Annotated in this window: 21 protein-coding genes and 1 riboswitch; of the genes, 20 read left to right on the forward strand and 1 reads right to left on the reverse strand. The window is 62.6% G+C overall.

Going from position 1 to position 17,211, the window contains the following annotated elements:
• From AC1DD7_RS21035 to hisF, 17 genes are all read left to right on the forward strand, one after another.
• Window positions 1-548: SpaH/EbpB family LPXTG-anchored major pilin (locus tag AC1DD7_RS21035; protein WP_477516452.1), on the forward strand; the 548-nt coding region annotated here is incomplete at its 5' end.
• Between the two features lie 518 nt (window positions 549-1,066).
• Window positions 1,067-1,444, forward strand: coding sequence for a hypothetical protein (locus AC1DD7_RS21040; protein ID WP_477516453.1), 378 nt, complete (start codon window positions 1,067-1,069; stop codon window positions 1,442-1,444).
• Between the two features lie 309 nt (window positions 1,445-1,753).
• Window positions 1,754-1,924: a hypothetical protein gene (locus tag AC1DD7_RS21045; protein WP_477516454.1), complete on the forward strand. Its 171-nt coding sequence runs from the start codon at window positions 1,754-1,756 to the stop codon at window positions 1,922-1,924.
• 37 nt (window positions 1,925-1,961) lie between these two features.
• Window positions 1,962-2,909 (forward strand): cytochrome, encoded by a 948-nt coding sequence (locus AC1DD7_RS21050; RefSeq protein WP_477516455.1) that lies wholly within the window; start codon window positions 1,962-1,964, stop codon window positions 2,907-2,909.
• 50 nt (window positions 2,910-2,959) lie between these two features.
• Window positions 2,960-3,532: a peptide deformylase gene (def, locus tag AC1DD7_RS21055; RefSeq protein WP_477516456.1), complete on the forward strand. Its 573-nt coding sequence runs from the start codon at window positions 2,960-2,962 to the stop codon at window positions 3,530-3,532.
• Window positions 3,529-4,449, forward strand: a complete 921-nt coding sequence (fmt, locus tag AC1DD7_RS21060) for a methionyl-tRNA formyltransferase (RefSeq protein ID WP_477516457.1) — start codon at window positions 3,529-3,531, stop codon at window positions 4,447-4,449. The genes def and fmt overlap by 4 nt, the downstream gene beginning before the upstream one ends.
• Window positions 4,446-5,996: an RsmB/NOP family class I SAM-dependent RNA methyltransferase gene (locus AC1DD7_RS21065; protein WP_477516458.1), complete on the forward strand. Its 1,551-nt coding sequence runs from the start codon at window positions 4,446-4,448 to the stop codon at window positions 5,994-5,996. Before fmt ends, AC1DD7_RS21065 begins: the two co-directional genes overlap by 4 nt.
• Window positions 5,997-6,091: 95 nt before the next feature.
• Window positions 6,092-6,778, forward strand: coding sequence for a ribulose-phosphate 3-epimerase (gene rpe / locus AC1DD7_RS21070; protein WP_477516459.1), 687 nt, complete (start codon window positions 6,092-6,094; stop codon window positions 6,776-6,778).
• 77 nt (window positions 6,779-6,855) lie between these two features.
• Window positions 6,856-7,009: riboswitch (FMN riboswitch) on the forward strand.
• Window positions 7,010-7,096: 87 nt separating this feature from the next.
• On the forward strand, window positions 7,097-7,789 hold the full coding sequence (gene pnuC, locus AC1DD7_RS21075) for a nicotinamide riboside transporter PnuC (protein WP_477516460.1): 693 nt from the start codon (window positions 7,097-7,099) through the stop codon (window positions 7,787-7,789).
• Between the two features lie 41 nt (window positions 7,790-7,830).
• A complete protein-coding gene (gene ribD / locus AC1DD7_RS21080; RefSeq protein ID WP_477516473.1) occupies window positions 7,831-8,922 on the forward strand; it encodes a bifunctional diaminohydroxyphosphoribosylaminopyrimidine deaminase/5-amino-6-(5-phosphoribosylamino)uracil reductase RibD in 1,092 nt (363 codons plus the stop codon).
• On the forward strand, window positions 8,922-9,605 hold the full coding sequence (locus tag AC1DD7_RS21085) for a riboflavin synthase (protein ID WP_477516461.1): 684 nt from the start codon (window positions 8,922-8,924) through the stop codon (window positions 9,603-9,605). The genes ribD and AC1DD7_RS21085 overlap by 1 nt, the downstream gene beginning before the upstream one ends.
• The gene (gene ribB, locus AC1DD7_RS21090) at window positions 9,602-10,297 is read left to right on the forward strand and encodes a 3,4-dihydroxy-2-butanone-4-phosphate synthase (RefSeq protein ID WP_477516462.1); all 696 of its coding nucleotides are present in this window, start codon (window positions 9,602-9,604) and stop codon (window positions 10,295-10,297) included. Before AC1DD7_RS21085 ends, ribB begins: the two co-directional genes overlap by 4 nt.
• Entirely contained in the window at window positions 10,294-10,998 is a 705-nt protein-coding gene (gene ribA, locus AC1DD7_RS21095; RefSeq protein ID WP_477516463.1) for a GTP cyclohydrolase II, read from the forward strand. Before ribB ends, ribA begins: the two co-directional genes overlap by 4 nt.
• Before the next feature lie 18 nt (window positions 10,999-11,016).
• Entirely contained in the window at window positions 11,017-11,502 is a 486-nt protein-coding gene (gene ribH / locus AC1DD7_RS21100; protein WP_223948696.1) for a 6,7-dimethyl-8-ribityllumazine synthase, read from the forward strand.
• A 132-nt stretch (window positions 11,503-11,634) separates the two neighbouring features.
• Entirely contained in the window at window positions 11,635-11,898 is a 264-nt protein-coding gene (locus AC1DD7_RS21105) for a phosphoribosyl-ATP diphosphatase (protein ID WP_018778638.1), read from the forward strand.
• Between the two features lie 84 nt (window positions 11,899-11,982).
• Complete coding sequence (gene hisG / locus AC1DD7_RS21110; protein ID WP_224089667.1) at window positions 11,983-12,843, forward strand: ATP phosphoribosyltransferase; 861 nt, start codon at window positions 11,983-11,985, stop codon at window positions 12,841-12,843.
• A gap of 43 nt (window positions 12,844-12,886) precedes the next feature.
• A complete protein-coding gene (hisF, locus tag AC1DD7_RS21115; RefSeq protein WP_216923206.1) occupies window positions 12,887-13,663 on the forward strand; it encodes an imidazole glycerol phosphate synthase subunit HisF in 777 nt (258 codons plus the stop codon).
• 85 nt (window positions 13,664-13,748) lie between these two features.
• Here hisF and AC1DD7_RS21120 read toward each other — a convergent pair whose 3' ends face one another.
• A complete protein-coding gene (locus AC1DD7_RS21120; RefSeq protein WP_216923805.1) occupies window positions 13,749-14,393 on the reverse strand; it encodes a TIGR03085 family metal-binding protein in 645 nt (214 codons plus the stop codon).
• Window positions 14,394-14,482: 89 nt separating this feature from the next.
• Between AC1DD7_RS21120 and hisI the strand changes: the two genes are divergently transcribed.
• The 3 genes from hisI to AC1DD7_RS21135 are packed head-to-tail and all read left to right on the forward strand — an operon-like array spanning window position 14,483 to window position 17,139.
• Entirely contained in the window at window positions 14,483-14,899 is a 417-nt protein-coding gene (hisI, locus tag AC1DD7_RS21125) for a phosphoribosyl-AMP cyclohydrolase (RefSeq protein ID WP_224089670.1), read from the forward strand.
• Between the two features lie 57 nt (window positions 14,900-14,956).
• Window positions 14,957-16,540 (forward strand): anthranilate synthase component I, encoded by a 1,584-nt coding sequence (locus tag AC1DD7_RS21130; RefSeq protein WP_477516464.1) that lies wholly within the window; start codon window positions 14,957-14,959, stop codon window positions 16,538-16,540.
• Window positions 16,537-17,139: a Trp biosynthesis-associated membrane protein gene (locus AC1DD7_RS21135; protein WP_477516465.1), complete on the forward strand. Its 603-nt coding sequence runs from the start codon at window positions 16,537-16,539 to the stop codon at window positions 17,137-17,139. Before AC1DD7_RS21130 ends, AC1DD7_RS21135 begins: the two co-directional genes overlap by 4 nt.
• Window positions 17,140-17,211: the final 72 nt, after the last annotated feature.

Consider the following 17,211-nt stretch of genomic DNA (forward strand, 5'->3'; position numbering starts at 1 on the left):
CCAGCTTCACCGTTGCACCGGGCCAGCCCGGTGGCCCGGTCGTCACGCCCCCGGTCGTGACCAAGTGGGGCGAAATGACGCTGCAGAAGGTCAACGAGAACGGTGCAGCCCTCGCTGGCGCTTCCTTCTCGGTTTACACCAACGAAGCCGACGCGAAGGCCGGAACGAACCCGGTGGACCTCAACGGCCAGACGGTCTTCACCGTCGCCGCTGACGGCACGCTGACGATCTCGGGCCTGCGGTACTCGGACTGGGCCAACGGCGCCGCCGTGGCACCCGGAACCCCGGACTACCGCACGTACTACCTGGTAGAGACCACCGCCCCGGCAGGCTATGAACTGCTCGCCGAGCCGGTGTCCTTCCTGATCAACGGCACCACCACAACGGTCGGTATCGACCTTGAAGTGAAGAACATCCCCTCCAACAGCGGCTTCCAGCTGCCGCTGACCGGTGGCGTCGGAACCGGCATTCTCTACGCAGCCGGTGCCCTCCTCGTCGTCGGTGCAGCCCTGATGTTCGTCCGCAACCGCCGCACCAGCAACAACTAACACCAACACCAACACCGCAGGGGCCGCTACCCGCGGCCCCCGCAGTGACCCCAAGTGGGGAAGAACGCCAACCACACGCTCTTCCCCACTTGCATTCCCCACCGGAACCGCCGAGTCGCAAGACGGTGATGACAAATTGCATCGCCGTGAGTGCAAGATTTCTACGGAAATGGAATCCGGCGAGCCACACGTCGATGAAGACGGCTCCTGTGCGTTCACGAATGATTCCCCATTCATCTATTAGTCACGGCCCGTGAATAGGGACATGGCCGGGGAAATTGCATCAGAATTGAACCCAACGCTTGATAGGGCCGAAAGGTTATCGCTAGGTCCATCGCGCGAACAGCTCTTATTGGAATACGTTCACATGGAAATGAATCCGCTTGGATTCTTACCAGCTGAAGAACGCGGTTCTTGGTACGATGGCGGCAGAGCTTTAAGGCTGATTGCCGCCGCATAGCCTAAGAAGTGGCACATGGCTCAACGAGTAGCGACGGCCTGTAAAAGGGGGAAACCAAATGAGCACGTCGCCTGTTGTACGTCATTCGTCGTCCACACAAACCCGTTGGATCGCTTTCGCACTTGCCCTGATGGAAGTTTTTGTTGTCATTGTCGTGGGAGCTTTTTCATCGCCCGGCGGACTTCAGCTGATATCCGCTCTGGCCTTCATCCCTGTGGCTATTTTGCTTGGACTGGTCGTGCAAGGACACTTCCCTTCGTCAAAGCGGCCGTTGGCCTACAGCCTGACTCCGGTCGCTGGTGCGTTGGTCGTGGTGACCGTTCTTTTGGGCACGGTCCTTTTCGCCGGGGCAATGGCGTGGTGGATAGCAGGCGCAGTTCTGTGTGCGCTTCCGTTTCTTGCCTTCTTCCGGTTTGTCGCCGTCGAGCAGGAGTAAGTACCTTTTCCGAGTGTGTGCATTCGGCACCGAGTACTAGCCTGACGGCGCGCGCAATGGGCCAAGCGGCGTCTCCAGGAAACTGTGGTTGAGCTTCTGAGTCATTCTTTGCCGCCAAACGTGGACAGGCTTACTACGATGGTTAGTCGCAGTCAGCCGTAGAGTCGGCGTGAAAAGTTCATAATTGCGCGCCCGCTGATCAATCCATCGTTTGGACTGATGAGACTCAGTCCGGACGGGTTTTTCCTTCTCAGGACACCGGTGGAGCATTCCGCGTCACAAAATTGCCCGCCCGTGCACAGCATCAACATGAGTGGATCAACAGAAGCCGAAGACTCAAAGGCACTCCTGAAGGACTTGGCCACAACGTCGCCCATCCTTGCGGCAAAGCTCGCGCGCCTGCCCGCTGCACAGGCGTCCATGATTTTTGGCGAAAGGCCCACCGAAGGCGGTATAAGCACAGGCACGCCTGACAGCTGAGGGGAATTCTGTCGGTGCTCTGTGTCAGAGTCTTTATATGACTGCTCCACTTCTTGCCCACGCTACCGACTACGGACGTATGTACGCCCGCTCCACAACAGAGCAATTCTCTGTCCCCTCAATCACAACGGTGATAGGGCAGCAGGCGCACTCCCTGGACGGTTGGTTCAGTTATATGGGAGCAAGCAGCTTGGCCGCAGATCCCGAACTTCCCGCCCTGCTTGGCAGCCCGGCAAGGATCCGGCAGGCGGTCAACAAGGCTTCCAAAGCTGCTGAGACCTACAGGGACCAAGCTGCGGCAAGAGGCGATCGCGTCCACAATTACTGTGAGCAGGTAGCCCTGCGCGCCCTGGGTCGTCCGCATCGGATGCAGGAATGCCGCGATGAGCTGGCCTCCCACGGTGAGCAGGCCTTTGCAGCCCGCTTCGACGAATGGTGGGAACTGTACAGGGTGGAGCCGCTGGCTCCGGAAATCACTGTCTGGAACAAGACAGTTGGCTATGCCGGCACCCTGGACCTCGTTGCGCGGATTAACGGGCGCATCTGCCTGATCGATTACAAGACCAAGGGCACCACCCGCGATGGCACTGTTAAGGCCCTGGACGACAAAGTCGTGATGCAGCTGGTGGCGGGGATGAAGGCGGAAGAGAGCCTCGTGGACCCGGTAGCGGGGGAGTGGGAGCCATGGAAGTTTGGTGAGAATCCCATGTTGTTGGCGGTTGCCATCGGAGAAACGGAAGTAAGGCCTCAACGAGCCAACCCGGACGTCCTTAAGCACCATTGGTGGAAGTTCTGTGCCCTGAGGCGCGTCTGGGAGATGTCAGCCGATGTAACTGCGGCTGGGCAGGCACTCATGCCCGTCCCGCCGCCGTCGTTCGTGTCGCCGTCGTTGGAGTCCGCGTCGCTGGTGCCTGCCGGCGCTGGGACTGCCGCTGCTGGGGCTGGGGACAACGGCAGCAGCCTGCACTCAACTAAACTGGCTTAGGCTCCGCAACAGCCGGACCAGAGTGTGACGATCGTGAGGACTGACAGCAGATGGCAATTTTGAGTATCCGAATCATTGGGGATCCGGTGTTGCGCACCGTAGCCGATCCCGTCACTGAATTCGGTCCGGAGCTCGCCAAGCTGGTAGCAGACATGATGGAAACCATGGAGGACGTGGAAGGCGCAGGGCTCGCCGCACCCCAGGTGGGCGTCAGTAAGCGGGTCTTCACCTATCGCATTGGCGGTGTAGAGGGACACATCATCAACCCGGTCCTGGAAAACAGCGAAGACTTCCAACCGGACGAAGTTGAGGGCTGCCTCTCCATCCCCGGCCTTGGTTTCCCCGTGCGCCGTCACCGGGCAACGCGCGCCACGGGTGTGGATCTCAACGGCAATCCCGTAGAGGTTGAGGCCGAAGGTATGTTGGCACGTTGCTTCCAGCACGAGACCGATCACCTTGACGGCGTCCTTTATACGGACAGGCTTGAGGGCGAAGACCGAAAAGCCGCGCTGCGTGCCATCCGAAACGCCAACTACCACGCTGTGACCGAGCAGACCACGTCCAAGCGGGCAAGTTCTATTGGCTCCAGCTTCGGTGGCGGCAGTTTCGGGGCTCCCGAGTGAGGGTCCTCTTTGCGGGAACCCCGGCTGTTGCCGTCCCATCCTTGGACGCCTTGGTGAAGGCCGGGTTCGACGTCGTTGCAGTCCTGACCCGCCCGGACGCACCGTTGGGACGCAAACGAGTCCTGACACCCTCACCGGTTGCCGCCCGAGCAGAGGAACTTGGCATCGAGGTCATTCGCGCTGCCAAAGTGGATGCTGACACCACGGCTCGAATTGCTGAAATTGCTCCAGATGTAGCCGCCATCGTGGCTTATGGGGGAATCGTTCCCCGCGCTGCCCTGGGCGTTCCCCGGCATGGATGGGTCAATCTCCACTTCTCGCTTCTGCCCGCGTGGCGTGGCGCCGCTCCAGTGCAGCGCTCCATCATCGCAGGTGATGACGTCACCGGGGCGGCCACCTTCCAACTGGAAGAAGGGCTGGATACCGGCCCGGTGTTTGGGACGCTAACCGAAACCGTGCGGCCGGATGACACTTCTGGCGATCTTCTTCAGCGTCTTTCCCTGAGTGGCGCCGTCCTCCTCAGCCAGACGCTGTCCGCCATCGACGCCGGTCAGGCGGCACCGCAGCCGCAGACCGGCGAGGTTTCCCTGGCCCCCAAACTGTCGCTCGAGGACGGACGGTTGGACTGGCAGCAGCCCGCCCTTGCCGTGAATCGCAGGGCGCGTGGCGTTACGCCCGAGCCCGGCGCCTGGACAACGCTGGACGGTCAAAGGATCAAGCTTGAACCCGTCGAACTCCGCCCCGACGTCAAGGACATTGCTCCCGGCACCGTCCGCGTCGATGGAAAGTCAGTGCTGGTAGGCACTGGTTCCCATGCGGTGGAATTGGGGCGGATTCAACCCGCCGGCAAAAAGATGATGTCGCCGGCCGACTGGGCCCGCGGCTTGGCTGCACCTGAGAAAGTGGTATTCGAATGAGCGAGTCCGGCCGGCGAGGCCCCAACAACAGCGGGAGCCGGGACGGTGGCGGACACGCCAATCGTGGAGGCCGCAGCGACAGCAAGCGCAATGCCCAGGGCAGGGAACGAAACAGGGGGCCCCAGAGGGGCTACTCCAATAACGCCCCATCCCAGCGCACGCGCCGCGCTGATCCTGCGCGCTTGGTAGCTTATGAAGTCCTCCGCGCTGTCGCGTCGGAAGACGCGTACGCCAATCTTGTCCTTCCCGCCAGAATCCGGGAACACCGGCTGGACCGCCGCGACGCTGGTTTTGCCACCGAGCTGAGCTACGGTGCCCTGCGAGGGCAGGGAACGTATGATGCCATCCTGGCCCGCTGCGTGGACCGGCCCCTCGAGCAACTCGATCCGGCGATCCTGGATGCCCTACGCATCGGCGCACATCAGCTGCTTTCCATGCGCGTTCCGGCCCATGCTGCGCTGGACCAAACCGTTGGCCTGGCCCGCGCGGTCATCGGCGCCGGGCCGTCTGCGCTCATCAACGCCGTACTGCGCAAAGTCACCGCGCACACCATGGCTGAGTGGCTGGACATCCTGCTGGAGCAGGAGACCGACGAGACCAAGATTGCTGCCCTGCGTCACGCTCACCCGGAATGGATCGTGCGCGCGCTTCGCCAGTCGCTGGTGAACCATGGGAGATCTAAAACCGAGATTGACGCCCTGCTGGAGGCCGACAACGCGGCGCCCGTAGTGAATCTGGTTGCCCTGCCAGGGTTGGGGAACCTTGATGAAGCTTTCGAGAACGGGGCTACAGCCGGAGAGCTGGTAGAGGACTCCGCGCTGTCAGCCGGAGGCGACCTTGGCCGGCTCGAGTCCGTCCGAAAGGGCACTACCCGCGTTCAGGATGTTGGCTCACAACTCGTAGCCCGCGCCGTTGCAAGTGTGGATCTTGGCACCCCTGCCCGGGAAGGAGAGCGCTGGCTGGACTTGTGCGCAGGTCCGGGAGGCAAAGCTGCCTTACTTGCCGCCTTGGCTCACCGCGATGGTGCCACCTTGCTGGCCAACGAGCCAGCCCCGCACCGCGCCAAGCTGGTCCAGCAGGCGCTGTCTGCGGTGCCTGCGGAATCCTGGGCGGTGCGGACCGGTGATGGACGGGAGGTTGGCGGCGAACAGCCCGACTCCTTTGACCGGGTGTTGGTGGACGTTCCCTGCAGTGGTCTTGGTGCCTTGCGGAGGCGTCCCGAATCGCGGTGGCGTCGTGCACCCAAGGACATCGCGGACCTTGGTCCACTGCAGCGCGAACTGCTGACCTCGGCGATCGACGCCGTCAAGCCCGGTGGCGTGGTGGCTTACGTGACGTGTTCACCCCACCCGGCGGAAACCACGGCCGTTGTGGGTGACGTCATGGGAAAGCGTGATGACCTTGAGATGCTCGACGCCGGACAGGCGCTTGACGCTGTCAGCCTCACGGGAGGCCTTGGGGCCGGGCACGAGCTTACGGCCCAGCTTTGGCCGCACGTTCACCACACGGATGCCATGTTCATGGCGCTCATCCGTAAGAAGTCCTAGCTCCGCAAAAAAGTCCTGGCTCCGTAAAAAGTCCTAGCCCGCCGCCACCCTCGCTTGAACTCAATCGATAAAACAACTGACCCAAAGGGGCTGCCTTGTCTCAGTGCTGTATCAACCCGAGCATCCTGTCCGCAGACTTCGTCAACCTTGAGGCGGAGCTGCAGCGGATCGGCAATGCCGATGCCGTGCACGTGGATGTCATGGACAACCACTTCGTTCCCAACCTGACGCTTGGCCTGCCCGTGGTACAGCGGATCCAAGCTGTCAGCCCGGTTCCCTTGGACGCGCACCTGATGATTTCAGACGCTGACCGGTGGGCACCTGCCTACGCGGACGCCGGCGTCGCCTCGGTGACATTTCATGCCGAGGCTGCCATGGCGCCGGTCAAGCTTGCCCGTGAACTGCGGGCCCGAGGCTCAAAAGCCGGTATGGCATTGCGGCCCGCCACTCCGGTTGAGCCGTATTTGGACATGCTCAGCGAACTGGACATGCTCCTGATCATGACGGTTGAACCGGGCTTTGGTGGCCAGTCCTTCCTGGACATCACCTTGCCCAAGATCCGCCGCGCCCGCGCAGCCATTGACGGATCCGGCATCGGTGTGGCCATCCAAGTGGATGGCGGGATCACTGAGGAAACCATCCTCCGCGCAGCTGAAGCAGGCGCGAACGTCTTCGTGGCAGGCTCGGCTGTGTACGGGGATGAAGACCCTGCGGCGGCAATTGATCGGCTCCGCGCGGCCGGGTCCAAGGCTGCGATGGCGGGCGGCTCGGCGAAACCGTGACGACCGTCATCAGATGTTACGAAGATTGCGGGGAATAGCTCAGGCATCTCCGCAGTTGTGGCAGAATAGCAACACACATACGTGCTCCGGGGTCGGTGTAAGTCCGAACCGGCGGTTATAGTCCGCGACCCGCGCGCCTTGGGATCCAAGCAATTGGAAACCGCTGGCAAACGGTTGAACCGGTGGAATTCCGGTACCGACAGTTAAAGTCTGGATGGGAGAAGCACGTACAGTCATGCTGTGTGCGTCCTTAGAGACGCCGCGCAGTGTGCTGTCGTACACCCCCGGAGCCATCGCGGCTTACTGGGAAGGAACGGCATGGACTTTCTGCGATGGCTCTTCGAAGCACAGATTCCCGTTGGAGGATCTGCGCTTGTCTTACGCGAAGTGCTTGGCAACATCTTTGGGCTCGCCAGCGCCCTCGGCGGAATGCGCCGCAAAGTCTGGGCGTGGCCTACAGGCATCGTGGGGAATATCCTCCTGCTGACGGTCTTCCTCGGCAACGTTTTCGGCGCAGCCGCTCCCGCAACCCTATGGGGACAGGCTGCGCGGCAGATCATGTTCATAACCGTCGCCGTCTACGGTTGGTACCGCTGGCAGCAAGGCCGGCAGGCCAGCACCCAGGGGCGCGCAATCGTTCCGGGCTGGGCCAGTACCAAAGTCCGCATCGCCCTGATTGGGGCAATGGTGGCTGGAACGGCCGCGTTGACTCCGCTCTTCGACGCGCTGGGCTCCTACCCGCCAGTGTGGGCTGATGCCTGGACATTCACAGGTTCCCTGCTGGCCACGTACGGTATGGCCCGGGGATGGACGGAGTTCTGGCTCATCTGGGTAGCCGTTGACATAGTTGGCGTCCCACTCCTCTTTAGCGCCGGATACTACGCCAGTGCCGTCATGTACCTCTTCTATGGATTCTTTACGTTGACCGGTTTCTTCGTGTGGTGGCGGGCAGAGAAGCGCGAACGCGCCTCGGCTGGCCCCGTCCCGGCCGTTGTGGGAGTCGCTCCGTGACTCTGAACCCCAAATTTTTCAATACCGCCGAGACTGCGGCTATGGATGTGGCCCTTGCGGCGGCTTTGGGCGGGCCGCGTGGAGCCAACCCGTTGGTGGGCGCCGTTGTGCTCAGTCCCGGGGGCGAACAGCTCGCCGTCGGCTACCATCGGGGAGCCGGCACGGCCCATGCCGAGGCAGATGCCATTCTTGAGGCACGCCGTCAAGGCGTGGACCTTGCAGGAACCACCATGGTGGTCACCCTGGAGCCCTGCAACCACGTTGGCCGTACCGGCCCCTGCGCACAGGCCATCATTGAGGCCGGGATCTCGAGGGTGATTTACGCCGTCGATGATCCCCACGATCCCGCCGCGGGCGGCGCCCGCACCCTGCAAGCAGCGGGAGTCGACGTCGAATCCGGGCTCGCCGCCGACAAGGCGTTTGACCTGAATCGCGAATGGTTCGACGCCGTCGCAACCAAACGTCCGTTCGTCACCTTGCACATTGCCCAGACGCTGGACAGCCGCATCGCCGCAGTGGACGGTACCAGCCAATGGATTTCCAGTCCTGAGTCCCTCGCGGACAACCACGGATTGCGGGGCCTCATCGATGCCATCCTGGTGGGCACTGGCACGGTACTCATCGACAACCCCCGTCTGACGGCCCGGGCATCCGACGGCAGGCTGGCGCAGCGCCAGCCGCTCCGCGCCGTCATGGGTTTGAGGGACGTTCCCGAAGATGCGGCGGTACGCGGAACCGATGGTCTTTTTGTGCACCTGCAAACCAGGGACCCGGCGGAAGCGCTCAGCCAACTGTTCCACCAAGGCGTCAGGCACGTCATGGTGGAAGGCGGCTCCAGCATCCTCAGTACGTTCCTTGCTGCTGGATTGGTGGACGAACTGATCGTCTATCTGGCTCCAACCCTTTTGGGATCCGGCACGCCTGCGCTGAACGACCTCGGCATTACCACGTTGGCCGATGCCCAACACTGGGCCTGGGACGATGCCGGAGGCGGGGCTGTACAGTCCCTCGGCAACGACCTTCGGCTGCATTTGCGGTCAATGAGATCAGCGGTCGCTACAGCAGTGGCCAGCACAACCAAGAATTCCATTCCGCGCAGTGAAGCTGCGGAATACGTCACAGGAGGACACTGATGTTTACCGGAATCGTTGCCGAACAAGGCACCGTCCTGGGTATTGACCGCGACGGCGATGCTAGCGCGACGCTGCGGCTGAAAGCCCCGACCAGCACCGAGGGCCTAGCTTTGGGAGGCTCCATCGCAGTCAATGGAGTCTGCCTCACCGCAACTCAGATTGACGGGCAGGATTTCAGCGTCGACGTCATGGGGGAGACCCTGGTCCGCACCACCATCGGCGAGTTGGCTGCGGGCGATACCGTGAACCTTGAGCGCTGCGTCCCTGCCGGCGGGCGCCTCGACGGCCACGTGGTCCAAGGACATGTTGATGGCGTGGGTGAGCTGCTGGAACGTGAGCCGCTGGGCAACTGGGACCGTTTGCGCTTTGGCGTCCCTGGGCCGCTGGCACGGTACATTGCCGAGAAGGGTTCGATCGCCGTCGACGGTGTTTCGCTGACCGTGACGGCCGTGAGCGCCGCAGCTGAAGCGTCTCCATGGTTCGAAGTAGGCCTCATCCCTACGACGCTGGAGGAGACAGGACTGGGGGCCAAGCCGGTTGGTGCACGGGTGAACCTGGAAGTGGATGTGCTTGCCAAGTACACCGAGAGGCTCCTGTCCTTCGCTCCGCAGGGCTCCCCGGCGCACCGCGCCAGCGCAGAAACGTCCAGCGAGTCAGCCGGGAACCAGGAGGCTGCGCGATGAGCACCCCGACCAAGACGGTCTCGGCGGCGACGGGCCGTACAGGCCTGGATCCCGTGGAAGCTGCGATTGCGGCGATGGCTGCCGGCCAAGCAGTCATCGTGGTGGACAACGAAGACCGCGAGAACGAAGGCGACATCATTTTCGCTGCCGAACACGCCACGCCCGCCCTCATGGGGTGGACCATCAGGTATTCATCCGGCGTCATTTGCGTTCCGCTTGAAGCGGAACGTGCGGATGCCCTGGCGCTTCCGCCCATGGTGGAAGTCAATGAGGACGCCAAAGGTACTGCCTACACCGTTTCCTGCGACGCGGCCATCGGAGTGAGCACTGGTATCTCGGCCACGGACCGCGCGTTGACGGCCCGGATCCTCGCCGACCTGCAGAGCACTCCGGCGGCGATTACGCGCCCCGGGCATATTTTCCCGCTTCGGGCGGTTAATGGGGGAGTGCGTGAACGTCCGGGACACACGGAAGCAGCCGTGGACCTGTGTCGGCTTGCCGGACTTGCTCCGGTGGGCGTGATCGCTGAGTTGGTACATGACGATGGTGAAATGATGCGCCTGGACAGCTTGCGTGATTTTGCTGCCGAACACGGATGCCCCCTCATCTCCATTGAGGATCTGGTGGCATACGTTGACGCGGTAGAGTCCCAGACGGCACACGTTTCAGTGGCAGACGAGGAGAAGCGATGACCGCACCGACAACGCGCAGCAGCGGCGACACCGAGCCCACACCCCACCCGGTGAGCGGCGGCCCGATTGTCCAGCTGCCCACAGCCTTCGGGGACTTTGTAGCACAGGCCTGGACGGACCACGTTACGGGCGTGGAACACCTTGCCGTGAGTTCCCCCAACCCGCCTAGGGATGGCCAGGCACCACTGGTGCGCCTGCACTCCGAATGCCTCACTGGCGACGTCTTCGGATCTTATCGTTGCGATTGCGGCGAGCAATTGGCTTTCGCCCTGGAGCTCATCCACGCTGAGGGTGGAACGCTGTTGTACTTGCGCGGCCAGGAAGGGCGCGGCATTGGCCTCGCCAACAAGATCAAGGCCTATGCGCTGCAGGAAGCCGGTTTCGATACCGTCGAGGCCAACGAACAGCTGGGCCTGCCGGTAGACGCACGCTCCTACAGTGCCGCGGGTCAGATCCTGGCCGAGATGGGCCTGCATGAAGTCCGGTTGCTCAGCAACAATCCGGACAAGCAGAACCGTCTGGCCCAGGCTGGTGTCGCGGTGGTGGAAATGGTTCCCACCGAGGTTCCTTCGCGTGAACAGAACGTTCGCTATTTGCAGACCAAGAAAGACCGGATGGATCACCGTCTGACGCTCGAAACCGAGCCCGTCGGCAACGGAAAGACCCCGTCCCGAAGCCCCTTTGACAACGAACAAGACTGAACGGAATTCCAGCAAACAATGAGCGGACACGGCGCACCCACCATCGACCTCACCACCCTCAAGCCCGAGGAAACCTCGCAGCTCAAGCTCGCCATTGTGGCAGCAAGCTGGCATACCCAGATCATGGATGGACTGGTAGACGGTGCACTCCGCGCGGCCAAGGAAGCCGGCATCGCCGAGCCCACCCTGCTGCGCGTCCCCGGCAGCTTCGAACTCCCGGTTGCCGCGGCCCGGCTCGCACCGCACTTTGACGCCGTCGTGGCCCTCGGTGTGGTTATTCGCGGTGGAACGCCGCACTTTGAGTACGTATGCCAGGCCGCGACGTCGGGACTCACCGATGTCAGCGTCCGCACCGGCGTTCCGGTCGGGTTCGGCGTTCTGACCTGCGATACGGAACAGCAGGGCTTGGACCGCGCAGGCCTCCCGGGCTCCAACGAAGACAAGGGACACGAGGCAGTCACCGCGGCCCTTGCCACGGCAGTGACGCTGAAGCAGTACAGCTGACACTGAAGCCGTCGAGCTGACGCTGGGACAGCAAGCGTTGAAGGGGATGTGGGTGTGTCTTCACTCACATCCCCTTCGTCATGCAACGCCCCAACAAGCGGTGCCAGCCCCTAAGCAAGTAGTCTGTAGGGCGTGAAGAATTTCGAGACGCTGTTCGCAGAACTGAGTGAGAAAGCAGCGACCCGCCCGGCAGGCTCGCGTACGGTTGCCGAACTGGACTCCGGAATCCACGGCATCGGTAAGAAAGTGGTCGAAGAGGCCGCCGAAGTCTGGATGGCCGCCGAGTACGAATCCGATGAAGCCGCTGCCGAGGAAATCTCCCAGTTGCTGTACCACCTGCAGGTCCTCATGCTCGCCAAGGGCCTCAGCCTGGAAGACGTTTACAAGCATCTCTAGCCACGCCACTCCGCCTCAATGAGCGGAGCCAGCTGCGTGGCCGAAGTGCCTGAAAACCTCCATTCCAAACAGAAAGTCTCCCCCATGCTCCGTGTAGCAGTCCCCAACAAGGGATCCCTGTCAGAAGCCGCCTCTGCAATGTTGTCCGAGGCTGGGTACCGCCAGCGCCGCGACACCCGCGAACTGGTGATGGTTGATCCCGACAATGACATTGAGTTCTTCTTCCTGCGCCCCCGCGACATCGCGGTGTATGTGGGCCAGGGAACCCTGGACGTCGGAATCACCGGACGCGACCTCCTGCTTGACGCAAAGGTGGAAGCCGAAGAACTCCTTCCCTTGGGCTTTGCCCCTTCTACCTTCCGTTTCGCCGGCCCCGTAGGTGACTTCACCGGCGTCGAGCAGCTCGAAGGCAAGCGCCTCGCCACTAGTTACGACGGGCTCCTGCGCGACTATCTGGCGGATCGGGGTGTGAACGCCAAGGTGGTCCGACTGGACGGTGCCGTCGAGTCATCGGTGCGGCTCGGCGTTGCCGACGCCATTGCCGACGTCGTCGAGACCGGCAACACCCTCAAGGCAGCCGGGATGGAAATCTTCGGCGATCCCATTCTTAAGTCCGAGGCCGTGCTGATCAGGCGCACAGGTCCCGGTGGGGCCGCGAACGGCACTGCCAAGGAAATCGACGTCCTCATCCGGCGCCTGCAGGGCGTCCTTGTGGCGCGGCAGTACGTGCTGATGGACTACGACATCCGCAAGGACCTGGTGGAGGACGCTGCTGCGCTCACCCCCGGCCTTGAATCACCCACCGTTTCCCCCCTGCGGGACTCGGAATGGGTGGCCGTGCGTTCCATGGTCCCCAAGAAGGAAACCAACCGCATCATGGATGAGCTGTACGATCTGGGCGCCCGCGCCATCCTGGTCAGCAGCATCCACGCCTGCCGTATCTGACCGGATCCCCTGAGCAGCGCACAGCAGTATTAAGGAGCAGCACATGGCTGTAGCCGTACGCGTCATTCCCTGCCTGGACGTTGACGCCGGCCGCGTGGTCAAAGGCGTCAACTTCGAAGGCCTGAGGGACGCCGGAGACCCGGTGGAACTGGCCCATCGCTACGACAATGGCGGTGCAGATGAACTGACGTTCCTGGACGTCACCGCGTCATCGGGCAACCGCGAAACCACGTTCGATGTTGTGCGCCGCACCGCAGAGGAAGTCTTCATTCCGCTGACTGTGGGCGGCGGCGTCCGCGGCGTGGCAGAGGTGGACAAACTTCTGCGCTTCGGTGCGGACAAGGCATCGATCAACACCGCCGCTGTGGCCCGGCCTGAGGTCATCGATGAAATCACGCGCCACTTCGGGTCCCAGGTCCTGGTGCTCTCCGTGGATGCGCGCCGAACCCGCGAAGGCGACGCCCCGACGTCGTCCGGTTTTGAAGTCACCACCCACGGTGGCAGGACCGGGACGGGAATCGACGCCATCGCCTGGGCCAAGGAAGCCGCGGACCGGGGTGTGGGAGAGATCCTTTTGAACTCGATCGACGCTGACGGCACCAAGGACGGATTCGACCTTGAACTGATCCGCCTTGTCCGTGGTGCGGTCAACATCCCGATCATCGCCTCCGGTGGTGCCGGGAAGCCTGCGCATTTCCCGCCAGCCGTGGAAGCCGGAGCCGATGCTGTGCTGGCAGCTTCGGTGTTCCACTTCGGTCCGGATGACATGATCGCCCAAGTCAAAGCGGCTATCCGCGAGGCCGGCTTCGAAGTCAGGTAGCTCCGTCTGCCAAAAGCAACGCGGGGTCACTTTTGACCCATCTCCGCAAGGTTGATGGGCCAAAAGTGACCCCGCGTTGTCTGTCTTAAAGGCCGATGTCTGCAGTTTGCAAAAGCGCGACGGCGTCCGGCTGGCCTTCGAAGGTGACGAGGGCCTGGCTGGTGCGGCCATGGGCATGCATCAGCAACTCGCCGGGTTCGCCCACAATCGCTACCGACACTGGAGCGCGTTTGGCCACGTGCCGGGGGCCGGAGGGCCGCACCAGAACGATGCCGAGGTCCACGCCGCGGTAAAGGAAAGCCGCCCGCTTGATCAGTTCATCCCACAATGCATCCGAGTACGCTTCGTCGAGGGCCCGGGGTGCCCAGCGGTCACCCGCGCGGCGAATGTCCTCGGTGTGGACGAAATATTCGATGAGATTCGACGTTTCGTCCAGCGCCTTGATCTTCAAAGGGGAAAGGGCTGGGGGACCTGCGCGGAACGTTTTGACGAGCTCCGCGTAGTCGTCAGTTGTCTTGAGCTTGGCGGCAAGTTTGGCCGTGGCTTTGTCCGAAGCCTTGCCGAGGCTGGGGATCAGAAGGCCAATGCCCACGGCCGCTTTGCGTTCGCGCAGGTAAAGGTGCGCCGCAAGATCCCGGGTGAGCCACCCTTGGCAGAGCGTGGGGGAGTCAGGTCCGGCCGCCAGCAGGGTTTCGGCCAGTACTTCTCGGGAAGGATCGACGAAATGCATCACTTGTGAAACTAGCACGATCAGGGCAAGGTTGCGCAGTGGAACCGCCGCAGAATACGGCTCCCATCAAAGGCACTAGACTTGATCTGATGTCAGAGCAGTCCGCCCCCAGTCCAACTCCTGCCGTGGAGCTCTCCAGCGACCCCGCGGACACCCTGCCGCAGGAGATCGCCAGCGCCCTTAAACGCGACTCCGCAGGCCTTGTAGCCGCCATCATCCAGCAGCACGATACCCATGAGGTCCTCATGCTGGGCTGGATGGATGACGAGGCACTTCGCCGCACCATGACCACGGGACGCGTGACCTTTTACTCGCGCTCCCGTCAGGAATACTGGCGCAAGGGCGACACTTCCGGGCACGTACAGTTCGTGAAGTCAGTCGCCCTTGACTGCGACGGCGATGCCCTCCTGGTCCGCGTGGACCAGATCGGCGCAGCCTGCCACACCGGTACCCGGACCTGCTTCGACGGGCGCGACTTTTCGGTCGTAACGGGCCACCGCGATTAAGGCATCACCCAGTTTCCCTGACGCACCACCTAAGACCAAAGGCGGAGAACAATAGCCATGCAGGACCTTGGAATCATCAGCCCGGGCCTGGAAGAGTTCCGCGAACTCGCCGTCCACAGCCGTGTCATCCCCGTCCGACTCAGAGTCCTGGCCGACGCCGAGACTCCCATCGGCCTGTACCGTAAGCTCGCCAAGGGCCAGCCCGGAACATTCCTCCTTGAGTCGGCAGCGGTTGGCGGTGCCTGGTCGCGCTATTCCTTCATTGGCGCCAAGTCCCGCGCCACGCTGACCACCAAGGATGGCCAGGCACACTGGATCGGTGAGCCGCCAGTAGGCGTTCCCGTGGCCGGCAACCCGGTGGAAGCAGTCCGCGACACCATCGCCGCGCTGCAAACCGATCGTTTTGAAGGCCTGCCGCCCTTTACTTCCGGCCTGGTTGGTTTCCTGGGTTGGGAAGCCGTGCGCCATTGGGAGAAACTGACGGCACCGCCGGAAGACGACCTCCAGCTGCCTGAAATGGCCCTGAACCTGGTCACCGACATGGCAGTTCACGACAATGTGGACGGCACTGTCCTCCTGATCGCCAACGCGATCAACTTCGACAACAGTTCCGAGCGTGTGGATGACGCCTGGCACGACGCCGTGGCCCGGGTTAAGGCGCTGCTGGACCAGGTCAGTACGCCTGTTGCCCAGCCGATCTCGGTGCTGGAGCCGGCCGCATTGGATTTCGCGTCGAGCGTGCAGGAGCGCTGGGACGAGGCCAAGTACCTGGAAGCCATCGATCGCGGCAAGGAAGCGATCGTCGATGGCGAGGTCTTCCAGGTAGTCATTTCGCGCCGCTTCGAAATGGAGTGCAAGGCCGACCCCCTGGACGTTTACCGCGTACTGCGCAACACCAACCCGAGCCCGTACATGTATATCTTCAGCCTCGAAGATGCTGACGGCCGCGAGTACTCGATCGTGGGTTCCTCGCCGGAGGCGTTGGTGACGGTAACCGGCGGCGAAGTCATCACGCACCCAATCGCCGGCTCGCGTCCCCGTGGCAAGACTGTTGAAGCTGACAAAGCCTTGGCCACGGAACTTTTGGCCGACCAGAAGGAACGGGCCGAGCACCTCATGTTGGTGGACCTGTCCCGTAACGACCTCTCCAAGGTCTGCGTTGCCGGCACGGTTGACGTCACCCAGTTCATGGAGGTGGAGCGGTTCAGCCACATCATGCACTTGGTGTCCACCGTGGTAGGCGAGTTGGCTCCGCATGCCAAGGCCTACGACGTCCTCAAGGCAACGTTCCCGGCAGGTACCCTTTCCGGTGCCCCGAAACCACGGGCGTTGCGCCTCCTGGACGAACTCGAACCCCACCGCCGCGGTATCTATGGTGGCGTTGTGGGTTACCTGGACTTTGCCGGTGACATGGACATGGCGATTGCCATCCGTTCTGCGTTGCTGCGTGAAGGCCGGGCCTACGTGCAGGCCGGCGGCGGGATTGTTGCTGACTCACACAAGCCGTCGGAAGCACTTGAAACTGTGAACAAGGCTGCTGCGCCGCTTCGGGCCGTGCACACGGCCGGTTCGCTGCAGAATATTTCCGCCGAGACAGTGCGGGACGCAGGAACCGTCGACGGTGGGACGCCCACCTCATGACCGCTGAAGCACCGGGACCGACGGCGAGCACATCGCCGCGTTGGGCACGGAAGTCAACGCTTGTTCTTGCAACGGCACTTCTGGCACTCGCTGTCTTTGGAACCACCACACAGACCTGGATCGAGGTCCGTCTTGATCCGACAGCTGCCTCCAACAGTGACCTCCACGTACAAGGCAGCAAGGCAGCCACGGCCGTTACCGCACTGGCACTTGTAGCACTTGCCGGTGGGTTGGCGGCCTCCATCGCGGGGCGGATCGCCCGCTGGATCATCGCGGCCCTTCTTGCCCTGTCCGCTGCCGGGATTATCCTCGCAGCCGCTACGGTCCTGTCCGATCCTCTCGGCGCAGCCCAGGGTTCCATCGCTGCGGCAACCGGCATCTCGGGAGGTCAGGCGAGCGTGGCCACAACGGTCTTCCCCGTGCTGGCAATCGTGGCCGGTGCCCTGCTTGCAGTCTGTGCAGTGGTCTTGCCGCTGGCGGGACGGTATTGGAAAACCCGCACCAAGTACGACGCCGCTGCCGTCAAGGAACGCGGTAGCGGACCTGTAGACGAGATCGACAGTTGGGACAGTCTTTCCCGCGGCGAAGACCCAACCTAGGCCGCCCAGCAATCTTTCGGGCCGGTATGGCGCAACATAAGCGTCAGCGCCGGTCCTGACGTCGGACGATGT

The organism is Paenarthrobacter sp. 10L412 (assembly GCF_056395565.1).